Genomic DNA, 15,845 nt, shown 5'->3' with positions numbered 1-15,845 from the left:
CAACGCGTCGGCCCGCAGCTGCACAGCAGCTGCGGGCCGATTCGCGCGTTCGCGGCGCGACGCTCAGGGCGTGACGTTGCTGGCGTGACGTTGCTGGCGTGACGGAGCCGACGGTCCGCCGGGAGCAGGCGCGCGGGCGGCCGCCAGCCGGTCAGCTTCCGGCGTGCAGGCCGCGCTGCGCAGCCCAGCCGAGCACGGTGGTCGCCGCCTCGTCCAGGTGCGCCCGTTGCTCGCCGCCGCCGCTGAAGTAATGGTTCGCGCCGACGATCTCGTGGAACGTCCGATCGGGCGTCGCCAGCGCCTCGAAGTAGTCGCTCATGTGCTGTGGCGGACAGGCGTCGTCGGCGCTGTTCACGATCACCAGAGCCGGCACGGTGATGCGCGTCGCCGCGTCGACGGCGTCGACCTGCGCGTGCGCCAGGCTCCACTGCGACAGCCAGCCGCGAGTCGTGCAGAACCGGGCGAGACCTGACGAGGCGTTGTTCGCGATGCGCGGGTCGCCGAGATAGGACCAGCCGGGCCGGCGGTCGTTCGGGTCGATCGTCGGATCGACCCAGCGCAGATCGGCCATCGTGCCGTGCACGACGAAGCACCATTCGTCGTCGGCACGCCCGGCCGCCTGCATTCCGGCGAGGCGCGCGACGGCCCGGTCGGTGATGCGCTGGTTGCGCGCGGCCTGCGCGGCCCGGTAGCGCCGCACGAAGGCGTCGTCGTAGGGCGGCCTGTTCGGGTTGCCCGCGTCGTAGATGTCGAGCTCGGGATCGCGCTCGTCCGGCCGGTCCTCGTCCAGGATCGACGGGTCGAGGAAATCGGTGAGCAGTCGATGCCGGCTGCGGTGCGCGGCCATCAGGACGACCGCGTCCGCGCTGAGGAACTCGGCGTCGGCGAGGGCCGACTCCTCGCCGGCGGCGGTCCGCGTGATGGTCTTCTTCTCGGCCTCGGCCTGATATCCCGCCAGCAGCGACCCGCCGCCGCTCCAGCCGACGAGCACCACCTTGCGATAGCCGAGCCGCTCCTTGGCGTCTCGCACGCATGCTGCGAGATCGAGCAGCGCGTTCTCCATCTGGAGCCCGGCGTCACCGGTCGTGTACCGGGTGCCGCAGGCGATCACGTGCGCGCCGAAGCGGGCCAGTTGCGAGAACGCGGGCAGGTACCCCGGCGCGCCGATGGGGTGCATGGCCACGAAGACGGTGTCGGAGTCGTCCGCGCCGCGCAGCAGCTGCGCCTGCCGGACGACGTGGTCGTCGACGGAGCCGTAGACGTCCTTGCGTTTCGCCGCCTCGCGGGTGACAACCAGGTAGGGCGTGCGCGTGTAGGAGGGCATGGCCTTACCATACAATGTTTGGTTTAGCTGGAGAAGGTCACGGCGCCTCGTCGTGGCCGGCCGGCGCATAGCTGCCGCGCGCGCCGTCGACGAACGTGCCGCGCGCCGCCCGGGCGTCGCCGGTCATGTTCAACTCGTAGGTGTAGCTGAGCTCGGCGCGGTAGCGCGCGATCAGGTCGCGGCCCAGGTTCCGGTTCATCGACTGCTTGAGCGCCCGGACGACCCGGGGCGACTTGGCGGCCACGGTCAGCGCCGTCTCGCGTGCCGCGGCGGGCAGCGCCTCGGGACTCGTGACGCGGTGCACCGACCCGTAGGCCTGCAGCTCGTCGGGGAAGAACGGCTCGCAGGTGAACATCGCCGAGCGCATCCGCTTCTCCGGCAGCAGGCCGAGGGCCTGCACGACGCCGCTCGCCGCGCCGTTGTCGGCCTCGGCGAGCACGAACGTCGTGCCCTCCGCGGCCAGCACGATGTCGCACACGCCGACGACGAGCACGCCGATGCCGATGCAGTAGCCGTGCACGGCCGCGACGACCGGCACCGGACACTGCTCGACTGCGACGCACGCGTCCAACCCCCGCCGAGCTTGGCCGAGAATGCCCTCGAACGCCTCGAGGCGCTGCACTTCCTTCACGTCGCCGCCGCCGCAGAAGCCGCGGCCGACCGACCGCAGCAGCACGACTCGCGCGTCGTCCGGCACGTCGCCGAGGACGGCGGTCAGCTCGGCGAGGAGCGCGATCGAGAACGCGTTGACCGGCGGCGCCTCGATCGTCACGGTGTAGACGCCGGCGTCGTCGAGTTCCGCTGAAATCTGCATGACCACCTCGCTCGGGCCCGACGGCGCTCGCCGACACCAAATGCAGCGTAAACGAGGGCGTCCGAAATAACCAAACAGTGTTAGGCTGGCTCGCAACTCGACTGATGAAAGGTTCGTGATCTCATGCGGGTAAGCCTGATGACGCTCGGCGATCTGCTCGCCGACCCGGTGACCGGCACGGTGGAGACCGTCGCCGAGCGGCACCAGTCGGTGATCGACGCCGCAGCCGTCGCCGACGAAGCCGGGTTCCACGGTGTGCACGTCGGCGAGCACCACGGAATGGAATACGTCTACTCGGCGCCGCCGGTGATCCTCGCCGCGATCTCCCAACGCACCCGCCAGCTGCGACTGAGCACGTCGGTGACCCTGGCCGCCAACCTCGACCCGGTCCGGGTGGCCGAGGACTACGCCACGGTGCAGGCGCTCTCGCAGGGCCGCGCCGAGGTGGTCGTCGGCCGCGGCAACTTCTTCACGACCACCTACAACCTGTTCGGACAGGACCCGGAAGACTCGCACGCGCTGTTCAGCGAGAACGTCGAGCTGCTGCAACAGCTCTGGACCCAGCCCGAGGTCAACTGGAGCGGCAAGTTCCGCGCCCCGATCGAGCAGTTCCGGCTCGAGCCGCACCCCGATCCCGCGCCCCGCATCTGGATCGGCGGCGGCGCGTCGGAATCCACCAGCGAGCTCGCCGCTCGCCTCGGCCTCGACCTGATGCTGCCGTCCGCATTCGGCAACCCGGCCGCGTTCGCGCCGGTCGCTCAGGACTACAAGCGCCGGTGGGCGGCCTACGAGCACGGCCGGCAGCCCGAGGTCGGCGCGTGCTGGCACGTCAACGTCGCGCGCACGAGCCAAGAGGCGCGCGCTCGGTGGGAACCGCGCTATCGCGCCTACTTCGACCTGATGGTCAAGATCATCACGCGGGTCAATCCCGACCCGCCGGCGTTCATCCGCAAGCCGTTCGACTTCGACTGGCTCACGAAGAACGGGCCGGCGATCGTCGGCAGCCCCGCCGAGGTGGCCGACCGGCTGAATGAGATGGCCGGCGTGCTGGACAGCGACGTCAACCTGCTCTACTTCGACATGGGCGGCCAGCCGGCGGGGGAGTACCGCGACATGGTGGAGCTGTTCGGCGCGGAGGTCGTCCCGCAGCTGCGGTGACGCCTGGGGTGATGTCGAACGCGGCAGCGCCTGCAAGGCGCAGGCGCTGCCGGGGCGCCTAACAGACCGTGCCCAGTAGGCCGTGCCAGCAGACCGTGGTCAGCGGGCCGTGCCCAGTAGGCCGTGGTCGGCAGGCCGGCTCAGAAGGCCGACGCGGCGTGCTCGTCCACCTGGCCGTTGTCGGCTTCGCGCTCGGCCGCCTCTGCGGCCTTGCGAGCCGCGTAGTGCGGCGAGCGGTGCAGGGTGCCCTCGTAGTCGGGCTCGGTCGCCGGAGTGTTGTCGACCAGCAGCTCCAGCGCCTCGTCGATGTCCGCCTCGCTCAGCGGCTGCGTGTCGTAGGTGAACTCGACGAGCGTGCCGTCGGGGTCGCGGGTGTAGATCGAGTGGATGAATTCGTGCTTCACCTCGGTCACGTGATACCCGTGGTCGAGCCAGCGCTGCTTCGCGGCCTCGAGGCCACCAATGTCGAAGCAGTCGAACGCGATGTGATTGATCCAGTAGGGCAGGCCGGCGCCGGTGGACAGGCCGCCGCGCCAGTCAGCGTCCTCGAGCACCTCGCCGGCCAGGCCACGCAGGTCCCAGATCGCGAACAGCTCGCCGTTGCCGGTGTCGTAGAAGATGTGCTTCGTCCAGCCGCCCTCAGGCGTCTGCCGCTTCACGATCTTGACCAGCTCGAAGCCCATGGCCTCGATGTAGAACTTGTGCGCGCGATCCGCGTCCTTGACTGCGACCGCAACGTGGTGGAACGCCATGTCGAGCTCCTCTCGGGCTAATACCCAACACTGTATGGTTTGTGCGGCTGGGGTTCAAGCCAGCCGCGCTCAGCCGTCAGCCGTCAGCCGTCAGCCGGCGCGGCGTTGCCGACGTTCGCCAGGTAGGCCGCCTCGAGCGCCTCGGCGCCCTGCGCGGCGGCGCCCTCGGCGGTCAGCCGGCCGTTGCTCAGCAGGTACCAGCGATCGAGGACGGACAGTGCCCGGCGCGCCTGCTGCTCGACGAGCATCACCGCCACGCCGTCGCGATCGGCTGCTGTGCGCACGGCCGCCAGGAGCCGCTCCACCACGAGCGGCGCGAGTCCCAGCGACAACTCGTCGACCAGCAGGGCGCGCGGTCGGCTGGCCAGCGCCCGGCCGACCGTCAGCATCTGCTGCTCGCCGCCGGACAGCAGCCCGGCGCGGCGATCGAGCAGCGGCTCGAGCTCCGGGAAGTGCGCCAACGCGCCCGCGACGCCGCCACGGCCGAGACGCAGATTGTCGGCCACCGAGAGCTTGGTGGTGATCGACCGCTCCTCGGGGACGAACGCCAGCCCGCTCCGCGCCAGTCGGTGCAGCGGTCGCCGGGTGTGCTCGCCCAGCCAGCGCACGCTGCCGGACATCCGCGGCAGCACGCCCGCGGCGGCGAGCAAGGTCGTGGTCTTGCCCGCGCCGTTCGCGCCGAACAGCGCAACCACCTCACCGCGGGCCACGTGCATCGTCACGCCCTTGACCGCGGCGAGGTCGCCGTAGCCGGCCGACAGCTCGTGCAGTTCGAGGACGTGCGCCTCGCCGGTCGCGGACGGGCCGGCGTCCTCGACCGGCGGCGCGTGCCGCGGGGCGGCTCGACGCGTCACGTCCGGCGTGCCGGCCACCGCTGGGACGGCCTGGTCAATGTGCGAGGTCATGAGCGACTCCGAGGTAGGCGTCGAGCACTTCTGGATGCGTCCGAACCTCATCCGGGGCGCCGCTGGTGAGGACTGCGCCGCGGTCGAGCACCGTCACGCGGTCGCTGAGGGACATGATCATGTCGATCTTGTGCTCGATCAGCAGGATGGCGATGCCCCAGTTCTTCGCGAGGTGCCGGATCAGCTCGGCGAGCTCGTCGGCCTCGCGGTCGTCCAAGCCGGCCGCCGGCTCGTCCAGCAGCAACACCGACGGCGCGGCGGCGACCGAGCGGGCGATGGCGACCGTCTTGCGCTGTCCGAAGGAGATCGAGCCGGGCTTCGCGTCGACGTGCCCGAGCAGGTTGAACTGGCGCAGCGCCTCGGTGGCCACCGGCGTCAGGCGCAACCGGCCCGGCCAGACGAGGTCGGTGAGCCAGCGCCACCACTGGCTGCCCTCGGTCGCGACGGCGACGTTCTCGGCGACGGTGAGGTCGCTGAAGAGCTCGAGCGACTGGAACGAGCGAGCCATCCCGGCCTGCGCGCGCCGCCGGGCTGATGCTCGGGAGAGCTCGCGGTCGCCGACCCGGCACGAGCCGCTCGCGCGGACGAAGCCGGTGATCGCGTCGACCAAAGTCGTCTTGCCGGCGCCGTTGGGTCCGATCAGTCCGTGGATCTCGCCCGGTCGGACGGTCAGGGAAACGCCGCGCACGGCCTGCACTCCGCCGAAGCTGACCGACATGTCCTCGACCTGCAGGCCGAGCGGCGTGACGCGCACGGGCGCCGACCGGCCACCGTCGCCCGGCGCGACGCGTGCGGCGCCGGACCGGGCGAATCGCGCGGTCACGCCCGACAAGGCGGCGACGAGCAACCGGCGGTTCGTCTCGAACAAGCCGTCCGGGCCGAAGATCAGCACGAGCACCAACGTGACGCCGCCGATCAGCGGCAGGTAGTCGTTGACGCTGCTCCAGCCGTTGAGCAGCTGGCTGACCAGCCCGCCGGACACCAGCAACGCGCCGATGAGCGCGCCGCCGACGCTGCCGACGCCGCCGGCCACGACCACGGACACGAGGAAGATGCCGGAGAACACGGTGAACGTCGGCGTCTGCGACACCTCGACGGACGACTGCTGGAAGGCGATGAGGATTCCGCCGACCGCCGCGATGACGGCGCCGACCGTGAAGGCGTACATCTTCACGTAGCCGTTGCTCACGCCCAGCGCGGCGGCGGCCCGCTCGTTCGAGCGCACCGCGAGCAGCCGCCGACCGGTGACCCCGCGGCGCAGGTTCGCGGTCGCCGTCGCGAGCAGCACGAGCGCGCCGAAGGTGACCATCGCGTAGCGGTTGCCGTGCGCGAGCGGGTCGATGTCCCAGCCGAACAGCGACGGGACGGGCACCGTAATGCCGGCGATGCCGCCGGTGTAGCTCGGGTTCAGGAGCAGCACCGAGGACACCGCGCCGCCCAGGCCCAGGGTCGCGATCGCCAGTGTCGTCCCGCGCACCCGCAGCGCGCTCAGCGAGAACGCCGCGCCGATCGCGCCCGTGACGAGCGCCGCGAGCAGCAGGGCGAGGAGGAACGGCATGTGCGGCGCGAACTTGGCCGCGACCAGGGCGGCCACGCCGGCGATGATCGACTGCGCTAGAGACAACTGGCCGGTGTAGCCGGTGATCACCACGATGGACAGCGCGATGATCGCGACGGCCGCCGTTGTCGTCGCGGCGACGGCCCAGTCGGGACTGCTGATCGCGAGCAACCACATCACGGCCACGACGCCGACGAGCAGCGGCACGGGCCGCACCCGTCCGGAGCCCGCCGCGGGCAGCCGATCCAGCACGAAACTGCGCAGCGGCAGGCTGCTGCCGCGCGCCGCCAGCAACAGGACGACCACGATGAACGGGGCGGCGTTCGCCCAGCCGGGTTGGCTGACGTAGCGCTGGATCTCCGAACTCGCGATGCCGAGCAGGAGCGCCACGCCGAAGGTGACGGGGAAGGAGGAGAACTGGCCGACGAGGGCCGCGGTCATCGCCGGGATCACGAGCAGGACCAAGCTGGTCGGCTCGAGGAAGATGATCGGCGCGATCAGGACGCCGGCGAGACCGGCCAGCGCGGAGCCCACCGCCCAGTTGACCGACGCGATCACGTCCGGCGAGTGGCCGAGCGCCGCGGCTGAGATCTCGTTCTCGGCGACGGCCGTCGTGGCCCGGCCGAACGCCGTGTGCCGGTACACCGACCACATGAGCGCGGTGAGCACCGCGCCGATGGCGAAGATCCAGATGTAGTTCTCGCCGATCACCAGTGAATCGGTGATGTGCACCGGGCGCGACGGCAGCAGGTTGGGCACCTGCAGCGGGTCGTGGCCGAAGACGAGGAACGCGCTCGACTGCAGCACCGAGACGATGCCCAATGTGGCGATCACCCGGGACAGGGAGGACGAGCGGCGCATCGGCCGCAGGACCACCAGATGGATCGCCGCGCCGAGCGCCGCGCAGACCACGAGCGCGACGACGAGCCCCAGGTAGGGCGAGCCGCCGTGCTTTCCGGCGATCTCGTAGTACGCGTAGGCCCCGACCATCGCCATCGCGCCCTGGGCGAAGTTGAGCAGCCCGGACCCGCGGTAGACGAGCACGACGCCCTGGGCGAGCAAGGCGTAGACGGCGCCGGTGCCGATGCCGAGCAGCGCGTACCTCAAGAACTCCATCGAGCCGCTCCACTCTCCCGATCACGCGGACGGACCACCAGGTGTGACCTGGACCATCAAAACCTAACGACGATAGGTATCCAGGTCAAGCCATCCGCGGCTGTCTTGGCAAAACCAAACAGTGTTAGGATAATTGTCGAGAAACTATCAGGAGGACGCTGTGGACGACTTCTATGAGCGCTTCGGCGCGGGTTCGCTGGCCGTCCTGCTGGACGACGCCGGCGCGTCCCGGCGGGGCGCGCCGCTGCTCGTCGTGGCGGCCGCGCTCGTCGAGCCGACGGCGATGGCCGCGCTGGTGCGCCACAGCAGCGGGTTCGTGCAGGTGGCGCTGCCGGCGCGACGCTGCGCCGAACTCGTCCTGCCGCCGCTCGCCGACGACGTGTCGGCGCACGCCCGGCCGACGCCGGCCGTTGCGGTGGACGCGGCCGACGGGGTGACCACCGGCATCTCGGCACACGATCGCGCGCACACCGCACGGTTGCTCGCCGATCCCGACACGACGCCCGCGGACCTGAACCGGCCCGGCCACGTCGTGCCGCTGCGGATGCCGGACCCCGGCGCGCAGCTGTTCGGCGACGCTGCGTCCGCTCAGGCCGCCGTGCGCTGTTGCGGGCTCGCGGGGCTGCCGCCGGCCGTCGTCCTGGCCCACGTCGTGCTCGACTCCGGCGGCCTGGCGAGCGCGGCGGACGCGATCTCGCTCGCCAGGCAGCTGAGCCTCCCGGTGACCACCACATCGGCCGTGGGCCGATGGGCCCGCAGGTTCGGCGCGGAGTCGCTGCCGCCCGCGGCAGGTCTTGCGTCCTGAGCCTGGGTCAGGCCGCCCGGACCGGCACCGCGACGTCAGCGAGTCGGCCCGGCGCCGGCCGCGCGCCGGCGGAGATGGCCAGCCGGGCGTGCGTCAAGTCGCGCGGCCGGTCGAGCGCGAGGTACGCCCGCAGCGTTCCGTCGACGCCCAGCCAGCCCATCCCACGCAGGCTGCCGTCGGCCTCGCGCCGGGCGACTGCGACGTCGCGGGGATCCCGCACGCCGACCAGCTGCAGCTTGTGGCCGAACTGGTCGCTCCAGAAATACGGCACCGGGTCGTAGCGGCGCCCGCCGGCCGGGTCGACGATGCCGGCGGCCACCACCTCCGGCGCCTCCGCCGCGTCGTCCCAGTGGCCGCCCGGCAGCCGCCGCTGCCAGCGCGGGGACCAGCGCCGCGCCGCGTCGCCGACCGCGAAGACGCCGTCGACGCTGGCCCGCAGATCCGGCCCGACGAGCACACCGCCATCCAGCTCCAGCCCGGATTCGCGCAGCCACTCGACGCACGGGCGCACTCCGACGGCCGAGACGACGACGTCTGCGGGCAGCGTTGTGCCGTCGTCCAGCTCGACCGCGCCGTCGTTCACGCTGCGCACGAGCCGGCCGGTGCGCAGGTCGACATCGCGCCACCACCTCGCCAGTTCCCGGGCCGGCTCGGCGCCCAGCGCCGCGCCGAGCGGCGTCTCCGCCGCTTCGACGCAGTGCACGACGCAGCCGTGGCCGAGCGCTGCGGTGGCCACCTCGGCGCCGAGCCAGCCGGCGCCGGCCACGACCACCTCGGCCCCGCGTTCGAAGTGCCCGCGCAGCGCCACGGCGTCCTCGTGGTTGCGCAACGTGAGCTGCGCCCCCTGACCGGGCAGCCGGACAGGCGCCGCGCCGGTCGCGACGACGAGCGCCCCGTAGCCGATCGGGCCGGCGTCGGTCAGCAGCATCTGGCGATCGGTCGCCAGCCCGACGGCGCGGGTGCTCAGCGCCAGTCCGACGCCGAGCGCGGCGAGGTCGTGCGGGAGCGCGCTGTCGATCTCGCCGCGCAACGCGGCCTTGGACAGCGGCGGACGGTCGTAGGGCGGTCGCGCCTCGTCGCTCACCAGGGTGATCGATCCGCCGAAGCCGGCCGCGCGGAGCGCCACGCAGGTGCGGATGCCGGCGAGGCCGCCGCCGACCACGACCACGTCTGCGCGCACACCAGTATCCAAACAACGTTTGGTGAGCCTGGCAAGGCGTGCGAGTATGCCGATAACCAAACGTTGTCGGGTAGGCGTCCGACGCGTCCGACGCGCTCGACGGGAGCGACCCGTGGTCACCTGTAGTCCGCCGCTGCACGCGCCGCCGGCCGCCGACGCGTTGCCGGACGACCTGCGCCGCTGGGTCGAACGCTCGGTCGGCCGGCCGGTGACCGCGTCGCGCCGCTTCACCCGCGCGCGCCAGGCGTGGGAGGTGGACACCGAGCCCGCCCCGTCCGCCCCGTCCGCGCCGTCGGCGTCGGGCGCTGCGGGCGCTGCGGGCGCTGCGGGCGCTGCGGCCCGACCGGGTCAGCAGGCAGTCGATCGGTGGCTGCTCAAGGGTCGTCGCGTCCCGGCGGCCGTCGCGGCCCGGTCGCAACTGCTCACCCGTTTCGGCGCGGCCCGGGAGGCCGCCGGTTTGCAGGCGCTCGCCGGCAGCGCCGTGCGCGTGCCGGCGGTCGGCGGCCACGACGACGCAGCCGGCCTGCTGCTGCTCGAGCGGCGGCCGGGATCCGCGCAACTGCACCTCGCGCCGGCGGCCCAGCGGCGGACGGCCGTCGTCGAGTACGCGGCGCAGCTGGCCACCCTGCACGCCCTGCGCCCGGCCGACCTGCCGCTCGGCCCGGCCGTCGACCGGCCGGCGACCGCGCGGGACATGGTGCTCGGCGGCTGGCTGGCTGCGGCCGAGGCCGACGCCGCGACCGCGCGATCGCGGCTGCGGCACCCGGAACCGCTGCTGGACGCGCTCGCGAGCTGGCTGCATCACGCCGTCCCGGAATCCTCGAGCCTCGAGCGCTGCCGGCTGTTGCACGGCGACGCCGGCGTGGCCAACTTCCTCGTGCAGGACGGCCGGGTCACCGCGCTGCTCGATTGGGAGCTGACCGTCTTGGGCGACCCGGCGTCCGACCTCGGCAACGCGCGTTTTCGCGAGGCGTTGTATCCGACCGGGACCTACGGACTGCTCATCGCCAGCTACGAGACGGAGACCGGCCGGCCGATCGACCGACCGGCGGTCGGCTACTACACCGTGCTCGCCGCCGCGGTGCTGTCGCTGGCGATGGTCGCGAACGTGCAGCGTCCGCGGCCGTCGCAGCCGGAGTCCGTCGTCCGGCTGTGGCAGGACGCGCTGGCCCGGTGCGTGGCGGCCGAGGCGCTCTGCGAGGTCGAAGGGATCGAACCCGACATCGCCGCTGCGCCGGAACCGTCGGAATCGGGCTTGCTGCCGGCGGCCGAGCTGCTCGACGCGTGGGTCGCGGACGCCGCCGGGTCGAGCGAGCGGCAGGACGTCGCCGCGCAACCGTGGCCCGCGTTGGCCAGCGCCGTCGCGCGGGCCGTCGCGCTCGCCCCGGCGATCGACCGGGACCTGCTCGCCGACTGCCGCCGACGGCTGGGCCGTTCGTGGCCCAGCCGGCCGGCCGCGCTCGCCGGGCTGTGCGACGAGCTCGCGGCGGCGCCCGTGAGCAGCGCGCGATGGGCGGACCTGCTCGTCGTGCTGTCCCGCGACGCCCGGCGCCGCCTCGACGCGCTGACCCCGCTGCAGCACGCCGAGGTGTGGGGCGCCGCGAGCCCGGCAGCGGCGTCGGCGAGCCCAGCGGGCCCGACGGGCCGGGCGACCCTGCCGACGTTCGAGCCGACCTTTGAGCCAGCGACGTGAGCACCCCACGAAATCGCTCCGCAAAGAGCGCTGCGCGATTCCGCGTGGACCCCGCATGAGTAGCGGGGCAGAGCACGTCGCCTGCGCCGTCGAGGGCGGCCGGGCGACGATCCGGCTGACCCGGCCGGAGAAGCGCAATGCGATCACGACCGCGATGTACGCGGTGCTCGCCGACCGGCTGACCGAGATCGGCGCCGATGGCGCCGTCCGCGTCGTCGTCCTCACCGGCTCTGGCGGCAGCTTCACCGCCGGCAACGACCGCGCCGAGCTGAGCTCCCTTCCCGCGGAAGCCCTGGGCCCGCAGTCGCCGCCGCGCCGCTTCCTCGACGCCCTGGCCGCGTTGCCGCAGGTGCTCGTCGTCGGCGTCGACGGCCCCGCCATCGGCATCGGCACGACGGTCCTGCTGCACGCCGACCTCGTCTACGCCACCCGGGCGAGCCGGTTCGCGCTGCCGTTCGTCGGGCTCGGCCTCGTGCCCGAGGCGGCGGCCACCCTGCTGCTGCCACGCGTGATCGGCCGCGCGCGCGCCTCGGCGCTCGCCCTGCTGGGCGCCCCGATCGACGCCGACCAGGCGGCGGCCTGGGGGCTGCTCAGCGCCGTGGTGGACGGCGGTCAGGACGAGCTGGACGCCGCCCTCGACGTCGCCTGCGACGCCCTGCTGGCCGCGCCCGCCGAGGCTCTGGCACACACCCGCCGGCTGCTGCGCGAAGACCTGCGCGCCGCCACCCGCGACCGGCTCGAGGAGGACGGAATGATCATGCAACAGCTGACCGCGCGACAGGGCGAGCGCGTCGGATGATCGACACTGAGGTGCGCTACGCGCGGGTGCTGTCGCCGTTCGCGATCAAGGGTTTGTCGCTGCGCAACCGCGTCGTGCGCCCGTCGCAGGGCAGCGGCCTGACGGCGGCCGGGATGATGACTGAGGAGTCGATCGCCTGGCACGTCGCCCGCGCCCGCGGCGGGGTCGCGCTCGGCTACAGCGACCCGGGCGGCGTCCACTGGAGCTCGCCGGGGTTCATCGACAACACCCGGCCCGACGTCGTCGAGGGGATCGCCCGGCTCACCGACGCGGTGCACGCCGAGGGCATGGCGATGTTCCAGCAGCTGATGCACGGCGGCCCGACCAACATCCCCGTGGACGGCTCGGCGCCCTGGAGCGCCTCGGCGGTTCCCGACCCGGGGCTGGGCATGACGGCCCGCCCGATGACCCGCTGGATGATCGAGGAGGTCGTCGAGGGATTCGCCGTCGCGGCGGCGCGCGCCCGTGCCGGCGGCATGGACGGCGTCGAGATCCACGCCGGGCACGGCTACCTGTTCAGCGCCTTCCTCTCCCAGGCGACCAATCACCGCGACGACGAGTACGGCGGGCCGTTCGAGAACCGCACCCGGCTGCTGCACGAGGTGCTCGCCGCGGTGCGGGCCCGGGTGGGCGCCGACTACATCGTCGGCGTGCGGCTGTCCGCGGACGCCGCGCCCCATCAGACGAGCGGGCCGGAGATCTCGCTGGTGGCGGCCGGCCTCGTCGAGCGCGGCCTGGTCGACTTCGTCAACCTCTCCCTCGGCAGCCACTACGGCCGCGATCAGCTGATGGGCGGCCTGCACGAGCCGCCTGGATACCAGCTGAAGGTCAACGCCGACATCGCCAGGGGGATCGAGGTGCCGACCATCGTGACCGGCCGGTTCGCGACGCTGGCCGACGCCGAGACGGCGCTCGCGGCCGGGGATGCGGACCTGGTCGGCATGCTGCGCGCGACCATCGCCGATCCGGATCTCGTGGTGAAGTCTGCGCGGGGGGACGAGCGCCTCGTCCGGCCCTGCATCGCGTGCAACCAGGCGTGCGCCGGCGGCCTGAACACCCGCGGCCGGGTCTCCTGCACGGTGAGCGCGACCGCCGGCCGAGAGGTGCGCTTCGGCGACGACTCGTTGCGCTCGGCGCGCCCGCGGCACGTGGTCGTCGTCGGCGGCGGCCCGTGCGGCGTCGAGGCGGCGCGCGCGGGCGTGCTGGCCGGCCATCAGGTCACCCTCGTCGAGGCCGGCGACCGGCTCGGCGGTCAGCTGCGGTTCGCGCCGGCGTCGCCGCACCGCGCCGACCTCAGCCGGCTGCTGCGCTACTACGACGCGCTGCTCGACGACCACGGGGTCGACGTCCGGCTGGGCGCGGCCGCGACGCTCGAGTCGCTGGCCGACCTGCGTCCGGACGCGGTCGTCGTGGCGACCGGCAGCGTGCCGCGCCGCGACGGCTTCCAGACGCTGCGGCCGTGGGCCGGCCCGGCCGGCTGGCCCGCGGACTCGGTGCTGACGTCGTGGGACGTCCTCGGCGGCGCGGCGGTCGGCCGGTCGGTGGTGGTGCTCGACGACGCCGGCCATTACGAGTCGCTCGACGTGCTCGAGTTCCTCGTCGCGCGCGGCTGCGCGGTGCGGCATGTCAGCCGGTTCTCCCTCATCGGCGCCTCGCTGGAGATGCGTTGGGACATGGTGGGCGCGGCCAACGCGCGCATCCTGTTCGACGGCGCCTATGAGTTCCACCCCCGGTCGGTGATCACCGCCGTCGACGGCGCCGGCGTGCACGTCGCCGCGCTCGACGGCCGGCGCCAGACCACCGTCCTGGAGTGCGACACACTCGTCGCGCTGTCGGGCAACCTGCCGCAATCGCAGCTGTACGAGGACCTGCGGACGGCCGGATTCGACGTGCGCGCCGCCGGCGACGCCGTCGGGCCCCGCCTGCTCGAAGCCGCGACCTTCGAGGGCAACCTGGCGATCCGGTCGCTCGAACCGGGCTGGGCGCGGCCGGCCGTGCGCTACGGCCAGACCGGCAGCGCGATCTGATGACCGCGCCCGGACAGCTGACATTGGACCGCACCCTCGACGGCGTCGGGCTCGCCGAGGTCGGCGAGGTCGCGCGCCGCGCAGAAGACGACGGCGCCGGCGGGCTGTGGCTCAGCGAGATCGGCAACGACCCCTTCCTGCCCTTGGCGCCGGCGGCGCTCGCCACCGCGCGGGTCGAGCTCGGCACGTCGGTGGCGATCGCGTTCGCCCGCACGCCCATGACGGTCGCGATGACCGCGCACGAGCTGCAGCGGGCCTCGCGCGGACGGTTCGTGCTCGGCCTCGGCACCCAGGTGCGCGCCCACGTCACCCGGCGCTTCGGCATGCCGTGGTCGCAGCCCGCCGCGCGGATGGCCGACTTCGTCCAGGCGTTGCACGCGATCTGGGACGCCTGGAACGGCGGCGGCCCGCTCGAGCACAACGGGCCGTTCTACCAGCACACCCTGATGCCGCCGATGTTCCGGCCGCCCGCGCATGACTTCGGCCGGCCGAAGGTGCTGATCGCCGGCGTCGGGCCGCGGCTCGTGCGCGTCGGCAGCGAGGTCGGCGACGGCGTGTTCGTGCACGCGTTCGCCAGCCCGCTGTACTACCGCGAGGTCATCGAGGCGACCGTCCGCGACGGGCTCGCCGCGTCCGGCCGCGGGCGCGCCGAGATCACCGTGGCCGGCGCCCAGCTGGTCGCCACCGGGCCGGACGGGCGCGCGATCGACGCGGCCGCGCAGGCAGCTCGCCGCCAGGTGGCGTTCTACGCCTCGACCCCGGCCTACGCCGGCGTGCTCGCAGCGCACGGCTGGGACGACCTGCAGCCGCGGTTGGCGGCGCTCGTGCGCGACGGGCGGTGGGACGAGCTCGACTCGCTGGTGTCCGACGAGGTGCTGCAGGCGTTCGTGCTGGTCGGCCCGCCCGCCGAGGTCGGCGCCCAGTTGCGCGAGCGCTGGCTGGGCATGGTCGACCGGGTGTGCCTCGTCGCGCCCGGCGGGGTGTCGGACGCCGATTGGCGTGCGGTGCACGCCGGGCTGCACGCCGCCCAGCAAACCGAGCTGCACACCGAGATGCGCACCGAGATGCACACCGAAGCGCGGGCCGAGGCGCGCGCGTGACGACCGCCGGCATGCGGGCCCTCGACGAACGCGTGCTGCGCGAGTTGGCCGACCGCGCCGAGATCCACGACGTGCTGCTGCGCTACTGCCGCGGCGCCGACCGGCTCGACGCGGAGCTGATCCGCTCGGCGTACCACCCGGACGCGGTCGACGACCACGGCAAGTTCCTCGGCTCGGCGGGGGACTTCGCCGAGTGGGTCGTCGGCGTCATGCGCGAGACGTCGATCTCGACCCAGCACACCCTGCCGAACGTGCTGATCGAGTTCGACGGCGATGTCGCCGGCGTCGAGACGTCATTCGTCGCCTACCACCGCAAAGCCGACCCAGACGCCGAGAGCGGCGAGCGGATCGAGGTCTTCGGCGGTCGCTACCTCGACCGTTTCGAGCGGCGCTCGGGACAGTGGCGCATCGCCGAGCGGACGGTCGCGCACGACTGGTCGACGGTGCTGCACGGCGCGCAGTTCCCCCGCCGCGAGGAGTACGTGCAGGGCCGCCGCGATCGCGGCGACGCGGTGTACCGGCTGGTTGATTCGGACGCCTCGCGCCGCGCTCATCGCGGACGAGACGCCGCGCCGCGGACGCATTGAATAAACCTAACAACGTTTGCTAACTTG

The 15,845-nt window shown here is 73.0% G+C and carries 13 protein-coding genes; 7 read left to right on the top strand and 6 right to left on the bottom strand.

What is annotated here, in order from left to right; translation table 11 throughout:
• Positions 1 to 151: 151 nt before the first annotated feature.
• Positions 152 to 1,324 (bottom strand): alpha/beta hydrolase family protein, encoded by a 1,173-nt coding sequence (locus tag ACFFBG_RS05760; RefSeq protein ID WP_375476567.1) that lies wholly within the window; start codon positions 1,322 to 1,324, stop codon positions 152 to 154.
• A gap of 37 nt (positions 1,325 to 1,361) precedes the next feature.
• Complete coding sequence (locus tag ACFFBG_RS05755; RefSeq protein ID WP_375476565.1) at positions 1,362 to 2,138, bottom strand: enoyl-CoA hydratase-related protein; 777 nt, start codon at positions 2,136 to 2,138, stop codon at positions 1,362 to 1,364.
• A gap of 123 nt (positions 2,139 to 2,261) precedes the next feature.
• Between ACFFBG_RS05755 and ACFFBG_RS05750 the strand changes: the two genes are divergently transcribed.
• On the top strand, positions 2,262 to 3,296 hold the full coding sequence (locus ACFFBG_RS05750; protein ID WP_375476563.1) for an LLM class flavin-dependent oxidoreductase: 1,035 nt from the start codon (positions 2,262 to 2,264) through the stop codon (positions 3,294 to 3,296).
• 140 nt (positions 3,297 to 3,436) lie between these two features.
• Here ACFFBG_RS05750 and ACFFBG_RS05745 read toward each other — a convergent pair whose 3' ends face one another.
• The 3 genes from ACFFBG_RS05745 to ACFFBG_RS05735 all read right to left on the bottom strand — a co-directional run bounded on the left by ACFFBG_RS05745 (position 3,437) and on the right by ACFFBG_RS05735 (position 7,627).
• Entirely contained in the window at positions 3,437 to 4,048 is a 612-nt protein-coding gene (locus ACFFBG_RS05745) for a VOC family protein (RefSeq protein ID WP_375476561.1), read from the bottom strand.
• A gap of 83 nt (positions 4,049 to 4,131) precedes the next feature.
• Positions 4,132 to 4,953 carry an ABC transporter ATP-binding protein gene (locus ACFFBG_RS05740; protein WP_375476559.1) on the bottom strand — a complete coding sequence of 274 codons (822 nt, stop codon included), beginning with the start codon at positions 4,951 to 4,953 and terminating at the stop codon, positions 4,132 to 4,134.
• On the bottom strand, positions 4,937 to 7,627 hold the full coding sequence (locus tag ACFFBG_RS05735) for an ATP-binding cassette domain-containing protein (RefSeq protein ID WP_375476557.1): 2,691 nt from the start codon (positions 7,625 to 7,627) through the stop codon (positions 4,937 to 4,939). Before ACFFBG_RS05735 ends, ACFFBG_RS05740 begins: the two co-directional genes overlap by 17 nt.
• Positions 7,628 to 7,787: 160 nt before the next feature.
• Between ACFFBG_RS05735 and ACFFBG_RS05730 the strand changes: the two genes are divergently transcribed.
• A complete protein-coding gene (locus ACFFBG_RS05730; RefSeq protein WP_375476555.1) occupies positions 7,788 to 8,432 on the top strand; it encodes a 3,4-dihydroxy-2-butanone-4-phosphate synthase in 645 nt (214 codons plus the stop codon).
• A gap of 7 nt (positions 8,433 to 8,439) precedes the next feature.
• Here the strand turns inward: ACFFBG_RS05730 and ACFFBG_RS05725 are convergent, their stop codons facing one another.
• Positions 8,440 to 9,612 carry an NAD(P)/FAD-dependent oxidoreductase gene (locus ACFFBG_RS05725; RefSeq protein WP_375476553.1) on the bottom strand — a complete coding sequence of 391 codons (1,173 nt, stop codon included), beginning with the start codon at positions 9,610 to 9,612 and terminating at the stop codon, positions 8,440 to 8,442.
• 112 nt (positions 9,613 to 9,724) lie between these two features.
• On the opposite strand from ACFFBG_RS05725, the gene ACFFBG_RS05720 reads away from it, so the two are divergent.
• Genes ACFFBG_RS05720 through ACFFBG_RS05700 form a run of 5 tightly spaced genes read left to right on the top strand, consistent with a single transcriptional unit; the run spans position 9,725 to position 15,818 of the window.
• Positions 9,725 to 11,305 (top strand): phosphotransferase, encoded by a 1,581-nt coding sequence (locus ACFFBG_RS05720; protein WP_375476551.1) that lies wholly within the window; start codon positions 9,725 to 9,727, stop codon positions 11,303 to 11,305.
• 55 nt (positions 11,306 to 11,360) lie between these two features.
• Positions 11,361 to 12,104 carry an enoyl-CoA hydratase-related protein gene (locus ACFFBG_RS05715; protein WP_375476549.1) on the top strand — a complete coding sequence of 248 codons (744 nt, stop codon included), beginning with the start codon at positions 11,361 to 11,363 and terminating at the stop codon, positions 12,102 to 12,104.
• The gene (locus ACFFBG_RS05710) at positions 12,101 to 14,131 is read left to right on the top strand and encodes an FAD-dependent oxidoreductase (RefSeq protein ID WP_375476547.1); all 2,031 of its coding nucleotides are present in this window, start codon (positions 12,101 to 12,103) and stop codon (positions 14,129 to 14,131) included. The genes ACFFBG_RS05715 and ACFFBG_RS05710 overlap by 4 nt, the downstream gene beginning before the upstream one ends.
• Entirely contained in the window at positions 14,131 to 15,231 is a 1,101-nt protein-coding gene (locus ACFFBG_RS05705) for a TIGR03617 family F420-dependent LLM class oxidoreductase (RefSeq protein ID WP_375476545.1), read from the top strand. The genes ACFFBG_RS05710 and ACFFBG_RS05705 overlap by 1 nt, the downstream gene beginning before the upstream one ends.
• Entirely contained in the window at positions 15,228 to 15,818 is a 591-nt protein-coding gene (locus tag ACFFBG_RS05700; protein WP_375476543.1) for a nuclear transport factor 2 family protein, read from the top strand. Before ACFFBG_RS05705 ends, ACFFBG_RS05700 begins: the two co-directional genes overlap by 4 nt.
• The last annotated feature ends 27 nt before the right edge of the window (positions 15,819 to 15,845 follow it).

The organism is uncultured Jatrophihabitans sp. (genome assembly GCF_964251945.1).
Lineage (GTDB): Bacteria > Actinomycetota > Actinomycetes > Mycobacteriales > Jatrophihabitantaceae > Jatrophihabitans.
Note: the sequence above shows the minus strand (reverse complement) of the source record. Positions and strands in the feature narration are given on the sequence as shown.